Source organism: Rhodococcus sp. ARC_M6 (assembly GCF_022810305.1).
Classification (GTDB): Bacteria; Actinomycetota; Actinomycetes; order Mycobacteriales; family Mycobacteriaceae; genus Rhodococcus_F.
The window spans coordinates 427,032-443,530 of the sequence record NZ_JALGQH010000001.1 but is presented as its reverse complement, the minus strand read 5'-3'; the positions used below and the strand labels follow the sequence as shown (position 1 = coordinate 443,530).

At 61.7% G+C, this 16,499-nt stretch carries 17 protein-coding genes; 5 read left to right on the top strand and 12 right to left on the bottom strand.

All coding sequences use genetic code 11. The features are described from left to right. The first annotated feature begins 124 nt into the window (after positions 1-124). Positions 125-829 carry a nuclear transport factor 2 family protein gene (locus tag MTX36_RS01960; protein WP_243618069.1) on the top strand — a complete coding sequence of 235 codons (705 nt, stop codon included), beginning with the start codon at positions 125-127 and terminating at the stop codon, positions 827-829. 71 nt (positions 830-900) lie between these two features. On the opposite strand, the gene fbaA is transcribed toward MTX36_RS01960, so the two are convergent. Continuing rightward, a complete protein-coding gene (fbaA, locus tag MTX36_RS01955) occupies positions 901-1,938 on the bottom strand; it encodes a class II fructose-bisphosphate aldolase (protein WP_094271550.1) in 1,038 nt (345 codons plus the stop codon). 255 nt (positions 1,939-2,193) lie between these two features. Here fbaA and MTX36_RS01950 point away from each other — a divergent pair, with 255 nt between their 5' ends. Together MTX36_RS01950 and MTX36_RS01945 are read left to right on the top strand one after the other, a co-directional pair. Next, positions 2,194-2,949 (top strand): VTT domain-containing protein, encoded by a 756-nt coding sequence (locus tag MTX36_RS01950; protein WP_243618068.1) that lies wholly within the window; start codon positions 2,194-2,196, stop codon positions 2,947-2,949. 31 nt (positions 2,950-2,980) lie between these two features. Beyond that, positions 2,981-3,643: a DedA family protein gene (locus tag MTX36_RS01945; RefSeq protein WP_243618067.1), complete on the top strand. Its 663-nt coding sequence runs from the start codon at positions 2,981-2,983 to the stop codon at positions 3,641-3,643. A gap of 2 nt (positions 3,644-3,645) precedes the next feature. Here MTX36_RS01945 and MTX36_RS01940 read toward each other — a convergent pair whose 3' ends face one another. The 6 genes from MTX36_RS01940 to MTX36_RS01915 form a co-directional block, all read right to left on the bottom strand. Then, positions 3,646-4,770: a glycoside hydrolase family 76 protein gene (locus tag MTX36_RS01940; RefSeq protein ID WP_243618066.1), complete on the bottom strand. Its 1,125-nt coding sequence runs from the start codon at positions 4,768-4,770 to the stop codon at positions 3,646-3,648. A gap of 64 nt (positions 4,771-4,834) precedes the next feature. Then, the gene (locus MTX36_RS01935) at positions 4,835-5,515 is read right to left on the bottom strand and encodes a TrmH family RNA methyltransferase (protein WP_243618065.1); all 681 of its coding nucleotides are present in this window, start codon (positions 5,513-5,515) and stop codon (positions 4,835-4,837) included. Further along, the gene (locus MTX36_RS01930) at positions 5,515-6,117 is read right to left on the bottom strand and encodes a DUF6636 domain-containing protein (RefSeq protein ID WP_243618064.1); all 603 of its coding nucleotides are present in this window, start codon (positions 6,115-6,117) and stop codon (positions 5,515-5,517) included. Before MTX36_RS01930 ends, MTX36_RS01935 begins: the two co-directional genes overlap by 1 nt. Before the next feature lie 68 nt (positions 6,118-6,185). After that, complete coding sequence (locus tag MTX36_RS01925) at positions 6,186-6,968, bottom strand: SDR family oxidoreductase (RefSeq protein ID WP_243618063.1); 783 nt, start codon at positions 6,966-6,968, stop codon at positions 6,186-6,188. A 3-nt stretch (positions 6,969-6,971) separates the two neighbouring features. Beyond that, positions 6,972-7,682: a lysoplasmalogenase gene (locus MTX36_RS01920; protein ID WP_243618062.1), complete on the bottom strand. Its 711-nt coding sequence runs from the start codon at positions 7,680-7,682 to the stop codon at positions 6,972-6,974. Between the two features lie 88 nt (positions 7,683-7,770). Next, positions 7,771-8,451: a 1-acyl-sn-glycerol-3-phosphate acyltransferase gene (locus MTX36_RS01915; RefSeq protein WP_243618236.1), complete on the bottom strand. Its 681-nt coding sequence runs from the start codon at positions 8,449-8,451 to the stop codon at positions 7,771-7,773. A 114-nt stretch (positions 8,452-8,565) separates the two neighbouring features. Between MTX36_RS01915 and MTX36_RS01910 the strand changes: the two genes are divergently transcribed. Next, positions 8,566-9,009 carry a MarR family transcriptional regulator gene (locus tag MTX36_RS01910; protein ID WP_243618061.1) on the top strand — a complete coding sequence of 148 codons (444 nt, stop codon included), beginning with the start codon at positions 8,566-8,568 and terminating at the stop codon, positions 9,007-9,009. Between the two features lie 39 nt (positions 9,010-9,048). Here the strand turns inward: MTX36_RS01910 and pyrE are convergent, their stop codons facing one another. The 5 genes from pyrE to clpB form a co-directional block, all read right to left on the bottom strand. Beyond that, complete coding sequence (pyrE, locus tag MTX36_RS01905; RefSeq protein ID WP_243618060.1) at positions 9,049-9,582, bottom strand: orotate phosphoribosyltransferase; 534 nt, start codon at positions 9,580-9,582, stop codon at positions 9,049-9,051. Between the two features lie 54 nt (positions 9,583-9,636). Further along, complete coding sequence (locus tag MTX36_RS01900; protein ID WP_243618059.1) at positions 9,637-10,437, bottom strand: SDR family oxidoreductase; 801 nt, start codon at positions 10,435-10,437, stop codon at positions 9,637-9,639. 50 nt (positions 10,438-10,487) lie between these two features. Continuing rightward, positions 10,488-11,423, bottom strand: coding sequence for a hypothetical protein (locus MTX36_RS01895; RefSeq protein WP_243618235.1), 936 nt, complete (start codon positions 11,421-11,423; stop codon positions 10,488-10,490). Between the two features lie 95 nt (positions 11,424-11,518). Further along, positions 11,519-12,391 (bottom strand): DUF5666 domain-containing protein, encoded by an 873-nt coding sequence (locus MTX36_RS01890; protein ID WP_243618058.1) that lies wholly within the window; start codon positions 12,389-12,391, stop codon positions 11,519-11,521. Positions 12,392-12,528: 137 nt separating this feature from the next. Continuing rightward, the gene (gene clpB / locus MTX36_RS01885; RefSeq protein WP_243618057.1) at positions 12,529-15,081 is read right to left on the bottom strand and encodes an ATP-dependent chaperone ClpB; all 2,553 of its coding nucleotides are present in this window, start codon (positions 15,079-15,081) and stop codon (positions 12,529-12,531) included. A 227-nt stretch (positions 15,082-15,308) separates the two neighbouring features. On the opposite strand from clpB, the gene MTX36_RS01880 reads away from it, so the two are divergent. After that, positions 15,309-16,487 carry an FAD-binding oxidoreductase gene (locus MTX36_RS01880; protein WP_374230411.1) on the top strand — a complete coding sequence of 393 codons (1,179 nt, stop codon included), beginning with the start codon at positions 15,309-15,311 and terminating at the stop codon, positions 16,485-16,487. The last annotated feature ends 12 nt before the right edge of the window (positions 16,488-16,499 follow it).

Sequence of the window (16,499 nt, the reverse complement as noted above, 5' to 3'; positions counted from 1 at the left end):
TATTGTGCCCGCTTCGATCCTCCAGCACCCGGCCGCCTCACCCGTGGTCGCGGTTACGTCCGAAATACGTCGGTCGCTACGCTGGCTGAGACCAACGATATTGCCTCAGACTGAAGGATTCCCGGTGCCGGACCCGAAAGACGACAACTCGAACAAGATTGAACAGGGTAAGAACTCGATCCCGACAGAACCGGCAACAGTCGTCATCCCCACAGTTGCTCCCTCTCTCCCCAAGCCCGCGCTCGCCAAACCTGAGCGCGCGAAGCCGCAACGAGTGGGTGCCGCTGCCGCAATCCCGTCGATGCAGCCCGGTCCCACCAGGATCGAACCGGCCAAAATTGAACCGGCCAGGGTTGGACCGACTGCACCCGAGCCGACCAAGCGCAGCGGGAAGGCCTGGTACATTGCTGCCGCGACGGCCACTGTTGCCATCGTCGCTGCAGTCGGTGTGGCGATCTATGTCTCGTCAGGAGACAACGCGGGCGGCAGTTCACCGCAAGCGCAGGTCCAAACCGCTATCAGCACATACGTCGACGCACTCAACTCCGGCGATCTGGCGACTCTGCGTACCGCAACCTGCGGATCCCTCGCCGACTACTACCGCACCATTCCGGACGACGCATTTGCGCAGGTCCATCTGAACGCGGTCGCCCAGAAGTCGATTCCCCAGGTCAGCGCCGTCGACGCCGTCCGAATCACCGACAACACTGCAATCGCGCAGGTACAGGCCAGCATTCCGGCGACGGGCGAACAGTCCTGGCGAACGTTCGACCTCGAACGCGCGGACGGAACCTGGAAGGTCTGCGACCCGAGCCAGACCACCGGGTAAGAACCCGAGAAAACGAAACAGTGCGCTTGCGGAGTCCTTCAGACTCTGCAAGCGCACTGTCGATCGAGCGATTAGCTTCCGGACACCGAGCGGCCGGCCGACTTCAGATCGTTGCACGCCTCGATGACACGAGCAGTCATGCCTGCTTCGGCCTTCTTGAGGTAGCTACGCGGGTCGTAGGCCTTCTTGTTTCCGACCTCGCCGTCGACCTTCAGGACGCCGTCGTAGTTGGTGAAGAAGTGACCGGCGATCGGACGCGAGAATGCGTACTGAGTGTCGGTGTCGACGTTCATCTTGATGACGCCGTACCGCAGCGACTCTTCGATGTCTTCGACCGAAGAACCCGAACCGCCGTGGAAGACGAAGTCGAACGGGTTCGATCCATCAGCCAAACCGAGCTTCTTTTCCGCAATGCGCTGGCCCTCGGCGAGGACGGCCGGCTTGAGCGTGACATTGCCCGGCTTGTAGACGCCGTGGACATTGCCGAAGGTGGCAGCAAGAAGGTACTTGCCCTGCTCGCCGAGGCCCAGAGCGTCGACCGTCTTCTCGAAGTCCTCAGCACTGGTGTAGAGCTTGTCGTTGATTTCGGCTTCGACGCCGTCTTCTTCGCCGCCGACAACACCGATCTCGACCTCGAGGATGATGCGCGCGGCCTTCGACAGTGCGAGCAGTTCCTTCGCAATGATCAGGTTCTCGTCGATCGGCACAGCCGAGCCGTCCCACATGTGCGACTGGAACAGCGGGTTCTGACCGTTGTTCACGCGCTCCTGCGAGATTGCGAGCAGCGGCCGAACGAAGGTGTCCAGCTTGTCCTTGGGGCAGTGGTCGGTATGCAGTGCGACGGTGATGTCGTACTTGGCAGCGATCACGTGAGCGAACTCGGCGAGTGCCACCGCACCGGTGACCATGTCCTTGACACCCAGGCCGGAACCGAACTCGGCGCCACCGGTCGAAAACTGGATGATGCCGTCACTGCCGGCGTCGGCGAAGCCCTTGATGGCTGCGTTGATGGATTCGGAGCCGACACAGTTGATGGCGGGAAAGGCAAAGGAATGCTCCTTGGCCCGACCAAGCATCTCGGCATAGACCTCGGGAGTTGCGATAGGCACGGCGGGAGTCCTCCATTTACGTGTCGTTCGGAGCGCTCGGTGATGTGAAAGCGCTTCGTGTGGTCTTAGCAGTATGGCAAGTCCTGATCGCCGCGTCTCTTTGCGGTCTCAGCGCACGCTGCCAACACTGCACCGACCTGCGTTGGAGACGCTGCACCTACAAGCGTCGGCGACGCTGCATCAACATGCGTCGGCGACGCTGCATCAACATGCGTCGGCGACGCGGTGACCTGCGATGGTGGGAAACACTCAGTTATGGCCGGTACTCTGGCCTCCGTGAATGTGCAGGCAGCAACTGAATCCGTGACGAACCTGGCCTTGCTGCCTGGCTTCCTCGATCCCGTAAACCTCTTGAATTCCTTCGGGACATGGGTCCTGGTGGGACTGCTTCTGGTGGTGTTCATCGAATCCGGCCTGCTGTTCCCCCTCCTGCCCGGTGATTCACTGCTCTTCACGGCAGGGTTGATCGCGGCCTCGAAGTCGACCGAGATCGAGCCGTTCGCCCCGTTGTGGGTGTTGTTGGTGACTATTCCGATTGCCGCGATCCTGGGTGATCAGGTTGGCTTCTTCATCGGCACCAAGGGCGGAACTGCCCTGTTCAAGAGCAACGACTCCAAGTTCTTCAAGAAGAAGTACATCGACGAATCGCATGCGTTCTTCGAAAAGCACGGCCCGATCACCATCATCTTGGCCCGCTTCGTGCCGATCGTCCGCACCTTCGCGCCGGTTGTTGCCGGTGCCTCGAAGATGAAGTACTCGCTCTTCCTCACGTACAACATCGTCGGCGGCATTCTCTGGGGTGCAGGCGTCACGTTGCTCGGCTACCTTCTGGGGCAAATCCAGTTCATCCGCGACAACGTCGACTACATCTTCATCGGCATCGTCCTGGTATCCGTCCTGCCGATCGTCTTCGAAATCGGCAAGCGCCTTCTGGCCTCACGACGCGGCGGAACGGCGGATACTTCGATTACGGACAACTCCGTGCCTGTGACCGAGGAACCCAAGCTCTGATCACCAGAACTGAGGCGAGAAACTGACCACCATGACGACCGCGTCCGGCAGTTTCTCGGCACTCGAAACTGCCGGTCCCCTGCTGGTCTGGATCATCGTCATCACGTTCGTCTTCGTCGAATGTGCCATCATCCTGGGTTTGTTCCTTCCCGGCGATTCCCTGCTGATCACGGCGGGAATCGTGCTGGCGGGCCACGAATCCGGCGCGGGTCACGTGTGGGCGCTGTCAGTGGGCGCGATGATCGCTGCGATCGCCGGGAACCAGGTCGGTTACGCCATCGGCCACCGCACCGGCAACCACATCAAAGCCCGCAAGGGCGGCAAGTACTTCACCGAGAAGAACTTGCACCGCGTCAACATCCTCTTGGAGAGGCACGGGTTCTGGGCTGTCCTCATCGCCCGCTGGATCCCGTGGGTGCGCACACTGTGCCCGATGGTCGCGGGCGCAGCGAAGATGAACCACACTCGATACACGATCGCGAGCACCATCGGCGCAATCATCTGGGCACCGGTGCTGCTGCTCATCGGGTTCTACGGCGGCTCATTTCTCGAACGAGTGCCGTGGCTCTTGCCTGGTGTCCTGATCGTGATGACCATCAGCTTGGTGGTCGGCACCGGTCTCGGAATCTGGCAGTACCGCAAGGAGATGGCACGTCCCGCCGAGGACGTGGAGGTCGAGGAAGTTCTCGACTGATGTCAGGAATTCTTGCGCGGATACCCGGCTGCCGAGACGACGTAGGCCGCCTCCATCAGCATCCAACCGCCCACCTGAACCGATAGATCCCGCTCGGGGACGCTCGACGAGCGAACGGTACCGCCGGCAAATGTGGCCAGTGAACCGGAGAGACTGGGCAAGGTCGCATCCGTAGTCCAGTCGTGACCGAACAGCGGCAATCCCTCGACCTGCAGGCGGTTCTTCCACGCTGCTTCCGCCGACGCCAAAACGATCTGCGCCGCGATCTCCTTCGCCCGAATATCCTCGTTGGTCTCCCATGACAGGTTGACCACGACGAAGGCCAGATACCGCGCCAGGATCGCGTTGAACAAACCACCGTCACCGCCTCCGCCGCCGGTGATCACGCCGCGATCGGTCATACCGTCGTACACGGCGTCGATCAGCGCATGAACACGCTCCCGATGCCGCGGCTCACCGAGCCTCGTCGACAATTCGGTTTCGAGGCCGAGGGTCACGCCTTGGCAGTACGAGTAGACGGCACGCTCGAGGGTGCCGTCGCGCCGGATACCGTCGAAGATCAGACCGGACTCGGGATCACGCAGAGTTTCGTCGATCCAATCGGCAGTTGCCTGTGCTCGCCACAGCTTTCCGGTGCGCGCAAGCATGATCCCGGCCGGGCCGTTGGCGGGTGTGTTGTAGAAATCGGAACCCTTGCACCACGGAATCCCGCCGCCGTCTTCCGGCGCCCAGGAATCGAAGAGTTGAGATTCGAGTGCCTGAACAGCGGTGCGGTGGTCAACCGAGAAGAGTCGTTGAGCGCGTTCGAGCGACAAGCCGAGCCACGCCATGTCGTCGTAGTAGTTGTTGGTCCACGCGCTGATATTCCGGACCCGGACGGCGCGCGCAACCTTCGCAACGCGGCGCCGACGCCGAGGCGTCGGATCGCGTTCGAGTGCGTCGACGGCAGTGTCGAGCAAGTGTGCCTGCCACCAGTAATGCCACGGCCGGAACATGCGCTCACGCCGCACAGCAGGCCAGGCGACGACGCCCAATGCTGTTCTGGGCATCCCCCACAACCGCCGCAGATGCCGACTGACTATTGCCCCTTCGGCCGCGTCTGCGCGCTCCGCCCACACTTCCTGCATAGGACACATCCTGGCCTGTCGGAGCCGCGTGCGCTAGCCGGTAACTGCTGCGGCGATGCTCAGGTCAACGAGAGTCGCGAAGGTCCGCGTGCTCGCGCACCCAGGCGTGCATCGCGATACCCGCTGCCACACCGGCATTGATGCTGCGCGTCGAGCCGAACTGCGCGATCGATACCGTCATGGACGCAACCTCTTTCGCGAGTTCCGTCACTCCGGGGCCTTCCTGCCCGAACAACAGGATGCAGTCTTTCGGAAGGCTTGCTGTTTCCAGCGGAACGGATCCGGGGGTGTTGTCGACGGCAACGATCGTGAGCGAATTCTCACGCGCGTATTCGACGAGTTCACCGATATCGGCATGGTGCACGATGTGCTGGTACCGGTCGGTGACCATCGCTCCACGGCGGTTCCACCGACGTCGGCCCACGATGTGTACTGCTGCCGCGGCAAAGGCGTTGGCAGTACGCACCACGGTGCCGATGTTGGCGTCGTGCGCAAAGTTTTCGATCGCGACATGCATGGGATGCCGCCGGGAATCGATGTCGGCGACTATCGCTTCTCGTGTCCAATACCGATACTCGTCCAACACATTTCGCCGGTCACCCTCCGCCAGGAGTTCCCGGTCGTACCGCTTGTCCGACGGGAGTTCCGTTCCGTGAAACACGGCCCACGGTCCGACACCGTTGGGGTTCTCGCCCCATTCGGTCGGGCCGACCTCGTCGGCCGGATCAACGCTCACGTCGGACATCAGAACACCTCGTTGGAATCGGCAGCCACGGTGAAGCCGTGGGTTGTCTGCTCATTGACACACGAGACATCCGTCGCCGTGGTAGTACATTGGAAACCCAGCTTAGCCAGTGGCGTTCCGGCCGGAAGCACCGGATCGGCGGCGGGTCCGCCAGAGGTGTACAGCTGGCCACCGGAGCACATGAATGCGCCCTCACCCTCATTTTCGACGCGAATTCCATTGCCCCAGTTGACCATACAATTTTCGGGACGAGGCGGAATCGGAGTGGTCGATCCCTCGCAACCCGCCTCGGTGCGCGTGGGCAGTTTGATGATGCCGCACTGGAAATTTCCGTCCGGACTGGTGAAGTAGTACGACTCGTTGCGCTCGAAGTGCACGTCGGTGAGCGTTGTCGTCGGGGCCACTGTGGTGGTAACGGGCACCGTCGTGGTGGTTGTTGTCGTGATAATCGGAACCGTCGTTGTCGTCGGGGCGACTGTCGGGACTGTTGAACTGGGCAGCGCCGCCACAGTCGGTTCCGATTCCGCCTCTCCGCCGCACCCGGTCAGCACCAGCACCGAACTCACGCCGACACACAGCAATCCCCAGCGAACACGAACCACTCGAACAACCTCCACGCACGTCTTTTTCTCGACCGACAGGTCGAAAGTGAACTATATCGCGAGACCTACTACGTGCTGGTCACACGCTTGTTGGTCAATCTCGACAGCCAGGCCGGCGAGAATCGAGACACCGCAAGAAACAGTTTTGCCTGCGCACCCACTGGATAGTGAACCTTGGGGATACGCCCGACGCCGCGGGTGGCGTCCCACAATTCCGCAGCGACATCGGTCGCAGTGAGCTTGATCCCGAGCGAACGAGTGGCGCCGGTATCCATTCCGGTGACCATCGCTGTTTGAACGAACAAGGGCCACAATGCAATTACCCGAATATCATGCGAAGCCCATTCAAGGTCGAGCGCCTCCGTGAGCCCTCTGATTGCAAACTTAGTGGCACCGTAGGTTGCAAGTTCCGGCTGTCCGTAGATGGCCGATGCCGAGCACAGGTTCACTACCTGAGCGCCCTCGGTGTCACGCAGATACGGAAACGCCGAATACGTGCCGTTGAGGGTTCCGGTGACATTGATGTCCACCATTCTCCGATGCGCGGCAAGGGAAATATCCTCGAACCGTCCGGAAGACAGAACGCCCGCATTGTTGACCAGGATGTCGAGACGACCCGATGCACCCGTGAAATCGGCCAACTGTTTCGCCCACTGATCCGAGTCGGTCACATCCAGCGCGCCGGTCACGACCGTGCCACCGAATCCTCCGATCTCGGCAGCCAACGTCGCCAGGCCGACCTCGTCGATGTCGTACGCACCCACGCGATACCCGTTGCGTGCGAACAACAACGCACTCTCACGTCCGATTCCCGCTGCCGCGCCGGTAATGAAGACACTCCGCTCGGCCATCCGTCAGACCTTCTTACGCCCGAGTGCGAGCATGCCCTCGACCAGCATCAACTGCGCGGCCGCATACGACGCCAAAATTACGCCCTCGGCGGCTGCTCGGCCTGCATTGCCGCGAATGAACAAGCGTCGGACCACGATCAGTCCGTCGGAAGCGGTGAACAGCACACCACCCAGACCGAGCCACGATCGCCGATCGCCGTTCGGCACCACCACGTCGAGCACCGACTTCGATTGCGGTGACAACCCGGGATCCGCCGACAGTGTCGAGGTTGTACCCAACATCAACCCGTATCCGGTCAACGGCGTCGACACCGACGGCGCCTTCGCGCGCAGCAGTCCAGAAGCCGTGGACCATCCACTGATTCGCGGTTTGAGCGCAGCCTTTGTCGGCCTCGCGCCCCGACGCAGCAACAGCGTCGAATAGCTCGCCTGCATCACCGCAAACGACGATGCGCCCTTCACCAGTCGGCCGTCATTGTCGGGGTCGATCATGAACACATCGCCGATGGTTGCCGCAGCAAGGCCGGCCAGAAGCAGAGCGGTGTCCGCAGTTTCCGTCTCGGATCGCTTGCGCAACACCCGCGCTGCGAGCGACGGCGCGATCAGCGGCTTGGCGATCTGCTGAACACGCTCGTTGCCGAGCACTGCTCCCGCTACGGTTGCCGCCGTCGCTGCCGCGAAAACTGCGTGCTCGATGCCCCATTTACCTGCCATGCCAAGTCCTCCTCGCTTTGCGGCACCAGAGTGAAAGACCGTCCGAGACGGAGGTGGTACCGCGTCCGAGTCGACCGTACTGGGTATTTCAGGCAGCATCGCGGGATTTGACGTCCGCGCCGTATTCGTCGACGTAGTCCTGACCGGAGAGGTCGCACAGAATTGCCATCAGTTCGTCTGTCGCGGCGCGCACCACGGCCTGATTGGCCCGCAGTTCGCGGTACCGCGAAAAATCGATAGGTTCCCCCACAACGATTCGAACCTTGCTGAATCGCCACATCTTGGTTCCGGGCGGATTCACAGCGTCACCACCGTGAACAACAACGGGAATGACCGGGACTCCGGTTTCCAGTGCAACGCGTACGACGCCCGTCTTACCCTTGTGCAAGCGTCCATCCGGCGAACGTGTCCCCTCGGGATAAATCCCCCACACCCCACCCGTGTCGAGGATTCCGATCGCGGTGTCGAGCGCAGCACGCGACGCGTCGGCCCCCGTGCGATCGATCGGAACCTGACCAGCTCCGCCGAAGAACCAACGTTGCAACGCACCCTTGATGCCGCTGCCCGTGAAGTACTCACTCTTGGCGACAAACGTAATCCGCCGACGCACCATCAGCACAAGAAAAAACGAGTCCACGACGGCTCGATGGTTGCCCGCGAGAATCACCGGGCCATGTTTCGGAATGTTGCTGCGGCCTTCTATCGTCGGCCGCCCGAACACCCAGAGAACCGGCCCGATCAATACATACTTGAATAGCCGATAGAGCACGCCGACATCCCCGTCCAGTTGCACAGCATCTACCTCACCGATAGTAGACACTGGGCGCCCGGCGTCATCGACGAGAAGTTTTACACACTCATTACCCTATGAAATGATACGGGCGTGCCAGACCAAGAACAGCGACTGCACGACCTACTGGTCGAGCTGGTGAGCAACACTCACCGCTTCACAAAAATGGCGACTTCGCTTGCCCCGGAACGCTATCCCCGAACGTGGCTGCGCGCACTGGCTCTGCTCGAAGAACACGGCGAAATGCGTGTCAGCGACTTCGCCCGTCTCGACCATTCATCACAACCGTCGGCGACCGCTGTCCTACGCACCCTCAGCGAACGCGGACTCGTCGAACGCAGCTCCGACCCTGACGATGCCCGAGCAGTCAGAGTCGCAATGACCGACGTCGGACAGAAGACTCTCGCCGACGGGCGAAACGCAATCGCCGACGCTCTGGTCCCACACTTCAGCCATCTCGAACCCGAGCAGATCGAGAGGCTGACGCAAGGACTCGCCGAACTGCGATCCATGATCAACGGGCGTTCCGCCCCGTGAGCCTTTTGGTAGCGCCCACTACCAAAAGGCGCACAAGCGTCAGCCTAGGTTGAGGTCTTCCAAGCCCAGCAATGAGCGGTACTCGACGCCTTCGGCTCCGATGACGGCGTCTGCGCCCGTCGCCCGGTCCACCACCGTTGCCACACCGACCACGATGGCGCCGGCGTCGCGAAGGGCTTTGACCGCCGTCAGCGGAGAATTGCCGGTCGTCGTGGTGTCCTCGACAACAAGAACGCGCTTGCCGACCACATCAGGACCCTCGATCTGGCGCTGCATTCCGTGAGCCTTGGCAGCCTTACGAACGACAAACGCGTCGATCGGACGACCGGGAGCGTGCATGATCGCCATCGCGACGGGGTCTGCGCCCATCGTCAAACCACCGACGGCGTCAAAATCCCAATCTGCAACCAGGTCACGCAGCAACGAGCCGATCAACGGCGCGGCCTTGTGGTGAAGCGTCGCGCGACGAAGATCTACGTAGTAGTCGGCTTCCTTGCCCGAGGACAACGTCACTTTTCCGTGTACAACAGCCAACTCGCGCACCAGCGCTGCCAAATCATCACGATCGCTCATGAGTGCTCAGCCTACCGACCGCGGCGCCGTGGCAATAATCATTGGACTCGACATTTACGTGCGACCCTGACCTCGGGCGACAAGTTTGGTCATCTTGCGAATCAGCCACTTGGGAATGAGACGACCGGCAGTAGTGAGCACCTTGTACTGGATTCCGGGAATGCTGATGACCTTGTTGTCTGCCAAGTCTTTCATCGATGCCGCGACCACCTGATCGACGCTCAACCACATCGCCTTCGGCATCGCGGACATCTCGAGCCCGGCCCGCTCGTGGAACTCGGTATGAATGAAACCTGGGCACAGAGCCTGGACCTGAACACCCGTTCCGGCTAATCCTCCGGACAACCCTTCGGTGAACGAGATCACGTAAGCCTTGCTGGCCGAGTACGCCGAACTGGTCCCGGGCAGCAACCCAGCCACACTCGCGACGTTGAGGATCGTTCCGTGCGCGGACGCGATCATGCTGGGCAATACGGCGCGGGTCAGACGCATCACGGCAGTGACATTGACATCGAGTTGAGATTGCAGGAGCGCAGGATCGGCAGTCCAGAATTCACCCGACGTACCGAACCCGGCGTTGTTGACCAGAACTTCGACGCCTTTGGCCAAGCGATCAGCGACGGCTTCTCGCCCCGGTTCCGTCGCAAGGTCGGCAACAAGAATTTCGGATTCGGTACTGAACATGGTGGACAGTTCCGACGCAAGATCGTGCAGTCTCACTTCATCGCGAGCAACAAGTACCAGGTCGTAACCGAGCGATGCATATTTTTTGGCGAATCCAGCACCGAGTCCTGAAGTGGGACCGGTGACCAGGGCTACAGGACGCACAGGGCGATCCGAGTTCGATGACGACATACGGGCCACGCTAGTGCGTCACGCCGCGAAAAGTGCGACTTAACCCTGTCTCAATCGACGGGGCGGACGGTTCCCGAACGTTGTGGTCCGGAACCTGGTTTCGGCGTGTCCGAGGGGGCTGGTGCGGGCGCGTTGCGACGCTGCGACTCCGGAGCCTCTCGACGCTGCGACTCCGGAGCCTCTCGACGCTGCGACTCCGGAGCCTCTCGGCGGGGTGCGTCTCGACGGGGTGCTTCGGGAGCCTCGCGGCGTGGCACATCCCGAACCGCTGACGGTAGGTCGCGCGCTACGGGCACATCGGAATCACTGACGGCCGGTGCACCGGAAACGTCTGGGCGGGGGCGCGGACGCGTCGGGTCGTGATCAACTTCGAGTTCGCTCGGATCGGTGACCGGAGGAAGTACATGCAGGATGCCGGACAACCGGGCAACAGCTTCGATAGCGGCGTCCCAATCGCGGCCGCTGCTCGATACCGGCAATGAACCCAGAGTCCAACGACCCTCACTCCACAGCATGCTCAGGGCCGGCGGTACTGATTCGGTGAACGCGACCATCCGCTGGTCACAGACTCGTCGGGCGATCTCGAGGTCCGTGGCAAATACAACACGCGGACCGATCGCACCCAGCAGATTGAGGTCGCCGTCCTTGGGCGGTGCCGTCGACTTCAAACGGAGATCGATATCGACGTCGGATCCGATCTCGCGTCGAACAGCCACGATAGTTGCGGTTTCTTCGAGGTCGAAGAGTACGAACTGCTCACCTCGACGAGTACCACGCACGACGTCCGTCGCAGTCAGGTAATCCTGATTGGCCATCGCTGCGCGATGCCATTCGCCTGCAAGCTGATCGTCACTGCCCGTGTACGTGTAGCCCTGCGCTTTTGCCCAGATCTGACGCACTCGGCCGGATTGATCGCGCCTCGTTCTGTCGACGTACAGAAGCGCACCCGCGCCGGCGAGTGCTATTACTGCGAGTCCGAACCACATTCCAGTCATCACTGCTCAGAGTAGCGACTTAAGACGACAACCTCCCGCGACACCCTGACGAATGTCCGGTGTGTCCTTGCCGACGTCGGCACGCTCTAGTTGCCGAACGACGGCAACGAGGCGTCGAGAATTGTTTTGGCAGTCATCGTGCCGTTTTCCAGCGGAGTGCCGTCGACGACGATGTTGTCCCCCGGTTGCAGATCTGCGACGGACGAGCGGTTGAAAGCGATCAACGTAGTTTCCGGCGTGGTGAGGATGGTGGTCTGAGATCCACCGATCGAGTTGATGACCAGGGTGGTGCCGTCGTTGGAGACGACTGTGCCGACGGCTCCGCCGGCTTTCCCGATCACGTCGCCGAGTCCGCCGGGCAGCTTGTCGAGGGGAGATGTCGTCGTGGGCGACGGCGCCGGTGTGGTGGTCTTGGGTTTTGGCGTTGTGGGCGCCGGCGCCGTGGTCGTCGGCGGAACAAATGCCGTCTGAGTTCCGGAATCATTCGACGAGCCGAACACCGACAGGCCGATGATCGCGATGACGGCAACAAGAACTCCGACGACGCCGGCTGCGATCCAGGTTCCGAATTTGCGGCGTTTTCCGCCGTCCGGCGATCCGTTGTCGATGAACGGTTGTTCGGGCGGAACGCTGCCACCGGCTCCCCCACCGGCCGCCGGATATTGGTCCGAGTACGGCGGGTAAGCCTGCGTCGCGCCTGGTGGCGGCGCCCCCGGATCGAGCTGCGGGTTGTAGGCCGGAAATGCCTGCGTCGGATTCGGCTGGTTCGGTGGGTATTGCTGACCCAGGTACTCGGTGTTCTGATCCGGCCCACCGTAGGGGTACTGCTGTTGCCCCGACTGCTGTTGACCTGGGTACTGCTGCTGCCCCTGATACTGCTGCGGAATCTCGAAGTGCTCGGTCGGCTGATCCGGGTTCGGGTTGCCGCCGGGGTTTCGCGGATCGTTCTGATCAGTCATGGCTAGCCCACCTTCAGTTCGGACATGCGAGTGCGGACGTACCTCCGCCGGTCGAGCATTCAGCCATCCAGCGTAGAACAAAATGCGAAAGCCCCGCCGATCCGAAGTGGATCGGCGGGGCAATCACGTTCACTGCATCAGGACAGAACCAACTGATCTGCATCCTCGCTGACACCGACGTGCACGGTGTCGCCGTCCTGGACCTTGCCGGCCAGGAGCAGCTTGGCGAGCTGGTCACCAATGGCCTGTTGGACCAACCGGCGCAGTGGCCGAGCGCCGTACAGCGGGTCGTAACCGCGTACCGCAAGCCACATCCGGGCGCTGCCGTTGACGTCGAGGGTGAGTCGACGCATCGCCAGACGCTTCTGCAACTGCTCGAGCTGGATGTCGACGATGTGCTCCAACTGCTCTTCGGACAGGGCATCGAAGATGACCACGTCGTCGAGACGGTTGATGAACTCGGGCTTGAACGCGCGTCGTACTGCGTCCATGACCTGTTCCTTGTTGCCACCCGATCCCAAGTTCGAGGTCAGGATCAAGATGGTGTTGCGGAAGTCCACCGTGCGGCCTTGACCGTCGGTGAGCCGTCCTTCGTCGAGCACTGCGAGCAGTACGTCGAAGACGTCGGGGTGAGCCTTCTCGACCTCGTCGAAGAGAACCACTGAGTACGGGCGTCGACGGACTGCTTCGGTGAGCTGACCGCCGGATTCGTAGCCGACGTATCCCGGAGGGGCACCGACGAGTCGGGCCACCGAGTGCTTCTCGCCGTATTCGCTCATGTCGATGCGAATCATTGCGCGCTCGTCGTCGAAGAGGAAGTCCGCCAAGCCTTTGGCGAGCTCCGTCTTACCGACGCCGGTCGGGCCGAGGAACAGGAACGAACCGGTGGGCCGATTGGGGTCGGCGACACCTGCACGTGCGCGTCGAACCGCGTCGGACACAGCTGTGACTGCATCCACCTGGCCGACTACACGCTTGGCGAGTTCGGATTCCATGCGAAGCAGCTTCTCTGTTTCGCCTTCCATCATCCGGCCGGCCGGAATACCGGTCCAGGCTGCGACTACGTCTGCGACGTCGTCGGGCCCGACCTCTTCCTTGAGCATGACATCACCGTCGGAAGCTGCGCCGGAAATCCGGGCTGCCTCTTCCAGTTCCTTCTCCAAAGCCGGGATGCGGCCGTATCGGAGTTCTGCTGCCTTGCCCAGATCGCCGTCACGCTCAGCGCGTTCGGACTCGCCTCGCAAGGTTTCGAGCTGTTCCTTGAGCCCACGCACCGAGTCGATGGCCTGCTTCTCGTTCTGCCAGCGAGTGCTGAGCTGATTGAGCTTTTCACGGTCGTCGGCAAGTTCCTGACGCAGCTTGTCCAGCCGCGCCTTGGATGCGTCGTCGGTTTCCTTCTCGAGTGCGACCTCTTCGATCTCGAGACGTCGAACAATGCGTTCGACCTCGTCGATCTCGACGGGGCGCGAGTCGATCTCCATGCGCAGACGCGACGCGGCCTCGTCGACGAGGTCGATGGCCTTGTCCGGAAGGAAGCGCGAGGTGATGTAGCGATCCGACAGTGAAGCCGCTGCTACCAGTGCGGAGTCCGTGATCCGGACACCGTGGTGCACCTCGTACCGTTCCTTGAGCCCACGCAGGATGCCGACGGTGTCCTCGACCGAGGGTTCACCGACGAGTACCTGCTGGAAACGACGCTCGAGTGCTGCGTCCTTCTCGATGTACTTGCGGTATTCCTCGAGTGTGGTGGCACCGACCAACCGCAGCTCACCGCGGGCGAGCATCGGCTTGATCATGTTGCCGGCGTCCATGGCCGATTCACCGGTGGCACCCGCGCCGACGATGGTGTGGAGTTCGTCGATGAAGGTGATGACCTGTCCGGCACTGTTCTTGATGTCGTCGAGGACAGCCTTGAGGCGTTCCTCGAATTCACCGCGGAACTTGGCGCCGGCGATCATGGACCCGAGGTCCAGGGATACGACGGTCTTGCCGCGCAGTGATTCGGGGACGTCGCCCGCGATGATGCGTTGGGCCAGGCCCTCCACGATCGCGGTCTTGCCGACGCCCGGCTCACCGATGAGTACCGGGTTGTTCTTGGTACGACGCGACAGCACCTGCACGACACGACGAATCTCGGTGTCGCGGCCGATCACCGGGTCGAGCTTGCCGCTGCGGGCGAGTTCGGTGAGATCGGTGGAGTACTTCTCCAGCGCTTGGTAGGTGCCTTCCGGCTCCGGGCTGGTCACTCGTGCGCTTCCGCGAACGGTGGCGAAGGCATCGCGCAGTGCAACGGGTGTCGCACCGTGATTCTTCAGCAATGTCGCGACATCGGAATCGCCATCAGCGAGGCCGTACAGAACGTGTTCGGTGGAGACGTACTCGTCGTCCATCTCGGTGGCGAGGTGCTGAGCAGACGTCAGCGCTGCGAGAGCTTCACGTCCCAGTTGTGGGGTGGAGCTTGCGCCGGTGGTCTTGGGCAGACGATCCACCAGGTTCTGAGCTTCGCGATGTACGACGGTGGGATCGACACCGACTGCCTTGAGCAGCGGGGCGGCGATGCCGTCGGTTTGGTCGAGGAGTGCGACCAGCAGGTGTGCCGGTCGAATGTCGGGGTTACCGGCCGACGACGCCGACTGCAGTGCAGCCGTCATCGCAGCCTGGGTCTTGGTTGTTGGTGTGAACGAGTCCACTTGTCACCTTTCTGGCCGGGCTCCGGTCGCCTCAAGCGCGTCGAAGTCAAAGTTTTTTCAGCCGCTCCGGGTTGGCACTGCGGCTGTGTCACTATCGTCAACGCGTACAAAATTGAGTCTATTCCGCTCAAGTTTGTTTTCGCTAGGCGCCCTCGTGCTGATTCGTCACTTTCCGCGCCGTACTAGAATTGAAACGAGTGTTGCTGCTGGGACGAAAGGGGTGCGGATTGGATCCGAAGGTGATCGCCCGCCTGCAATCCAGCCTCGATGCACTGACCGACGACGACGAGTCTCGCGCGCATTTTTCGGCACTGTTCTATACGGCTCTCTTTGCTGAACATCCTCTGTACCGCTCATTGTTCCCGGCAGCAATGGAATCACAAGGTCACAGGTTCTTCACCGCGATCCAATTCACGGTCAACAATCTCGCCCAGCATCGGCGTATTCGAAAATTTTTGACGCAGCTGGGCCTCGACCACCGTCGCTACGGCGTCGAGCGTGAGCACTACGAGGCTGCCGGTACGGCGCTGAAGCGGGCCGTGCGTTCCCTGTACGGGACCAGTTCGCACAGTCGCTACAAGTGGACGCCCGAACTCGACGAGGCTTGGACTGCGTTCGCCGATTTTGTCGTACAGACGATGTCCGAAGGCTCCGAGTCCGACACGACGCCGGCACTGTGGGGCGGCACAGTCGTCAGCCATGAGCGGGTGCTCGACGATCTGGCGATAGTGCGTCTCGAAACCGACCCACCCATTCCGTACGGCGCCGGTCAATACGTCGGAGTTCAGATTCCGCAGCGCCCTCGGATGTGGCGGTACTACTCCCCCGCCATCCCGGCCAATCCGTTCGGCCAACTCGAATTCCACATCCGCAAGGTGTCGGGCGGTTGGGTGAGTCCGGCGATCGTCAACGAGACACATGTCGGTGATCGTTGGGTCATGTCCACTCCACTCGGCGGTCTTGAGGTCGACTTCACCTCCGACCACGACGTTTTGATGATCGGCAGTGGGACGGGCATAGCACCCTTGCGCGCCCAGGTGATGGAAATGGCGCAGCGCTCGAACAATCCCCGGGTCCACCTCTTTGTCGGTGGCCGCTATCCGTGTGACCTCTACGATCTCGAGACGCTGTGGCACATTTCGCTCAGCAATCCGTGGCTGACTGTGGTTCCGGTGTCGGAGGAACCCGAAAATCCGTGGTGGCACAACGGCCCGGTACTCGAACCACCGTTCGGAATGCACTCTCGATTGACGGGACCCATCGGCAGGGTCGTGGCACAGTTCGGGTCGTGGGCGGACCGCCAGATCCAGATCTCGGGTTCACCGTCCATGATCAAGACCACCATCTATGCACTACGCGCCGGCGGCACCCCCCTCGACCAGATCCGGCACGATCCGCTCTACTGACAATCAGGAGAA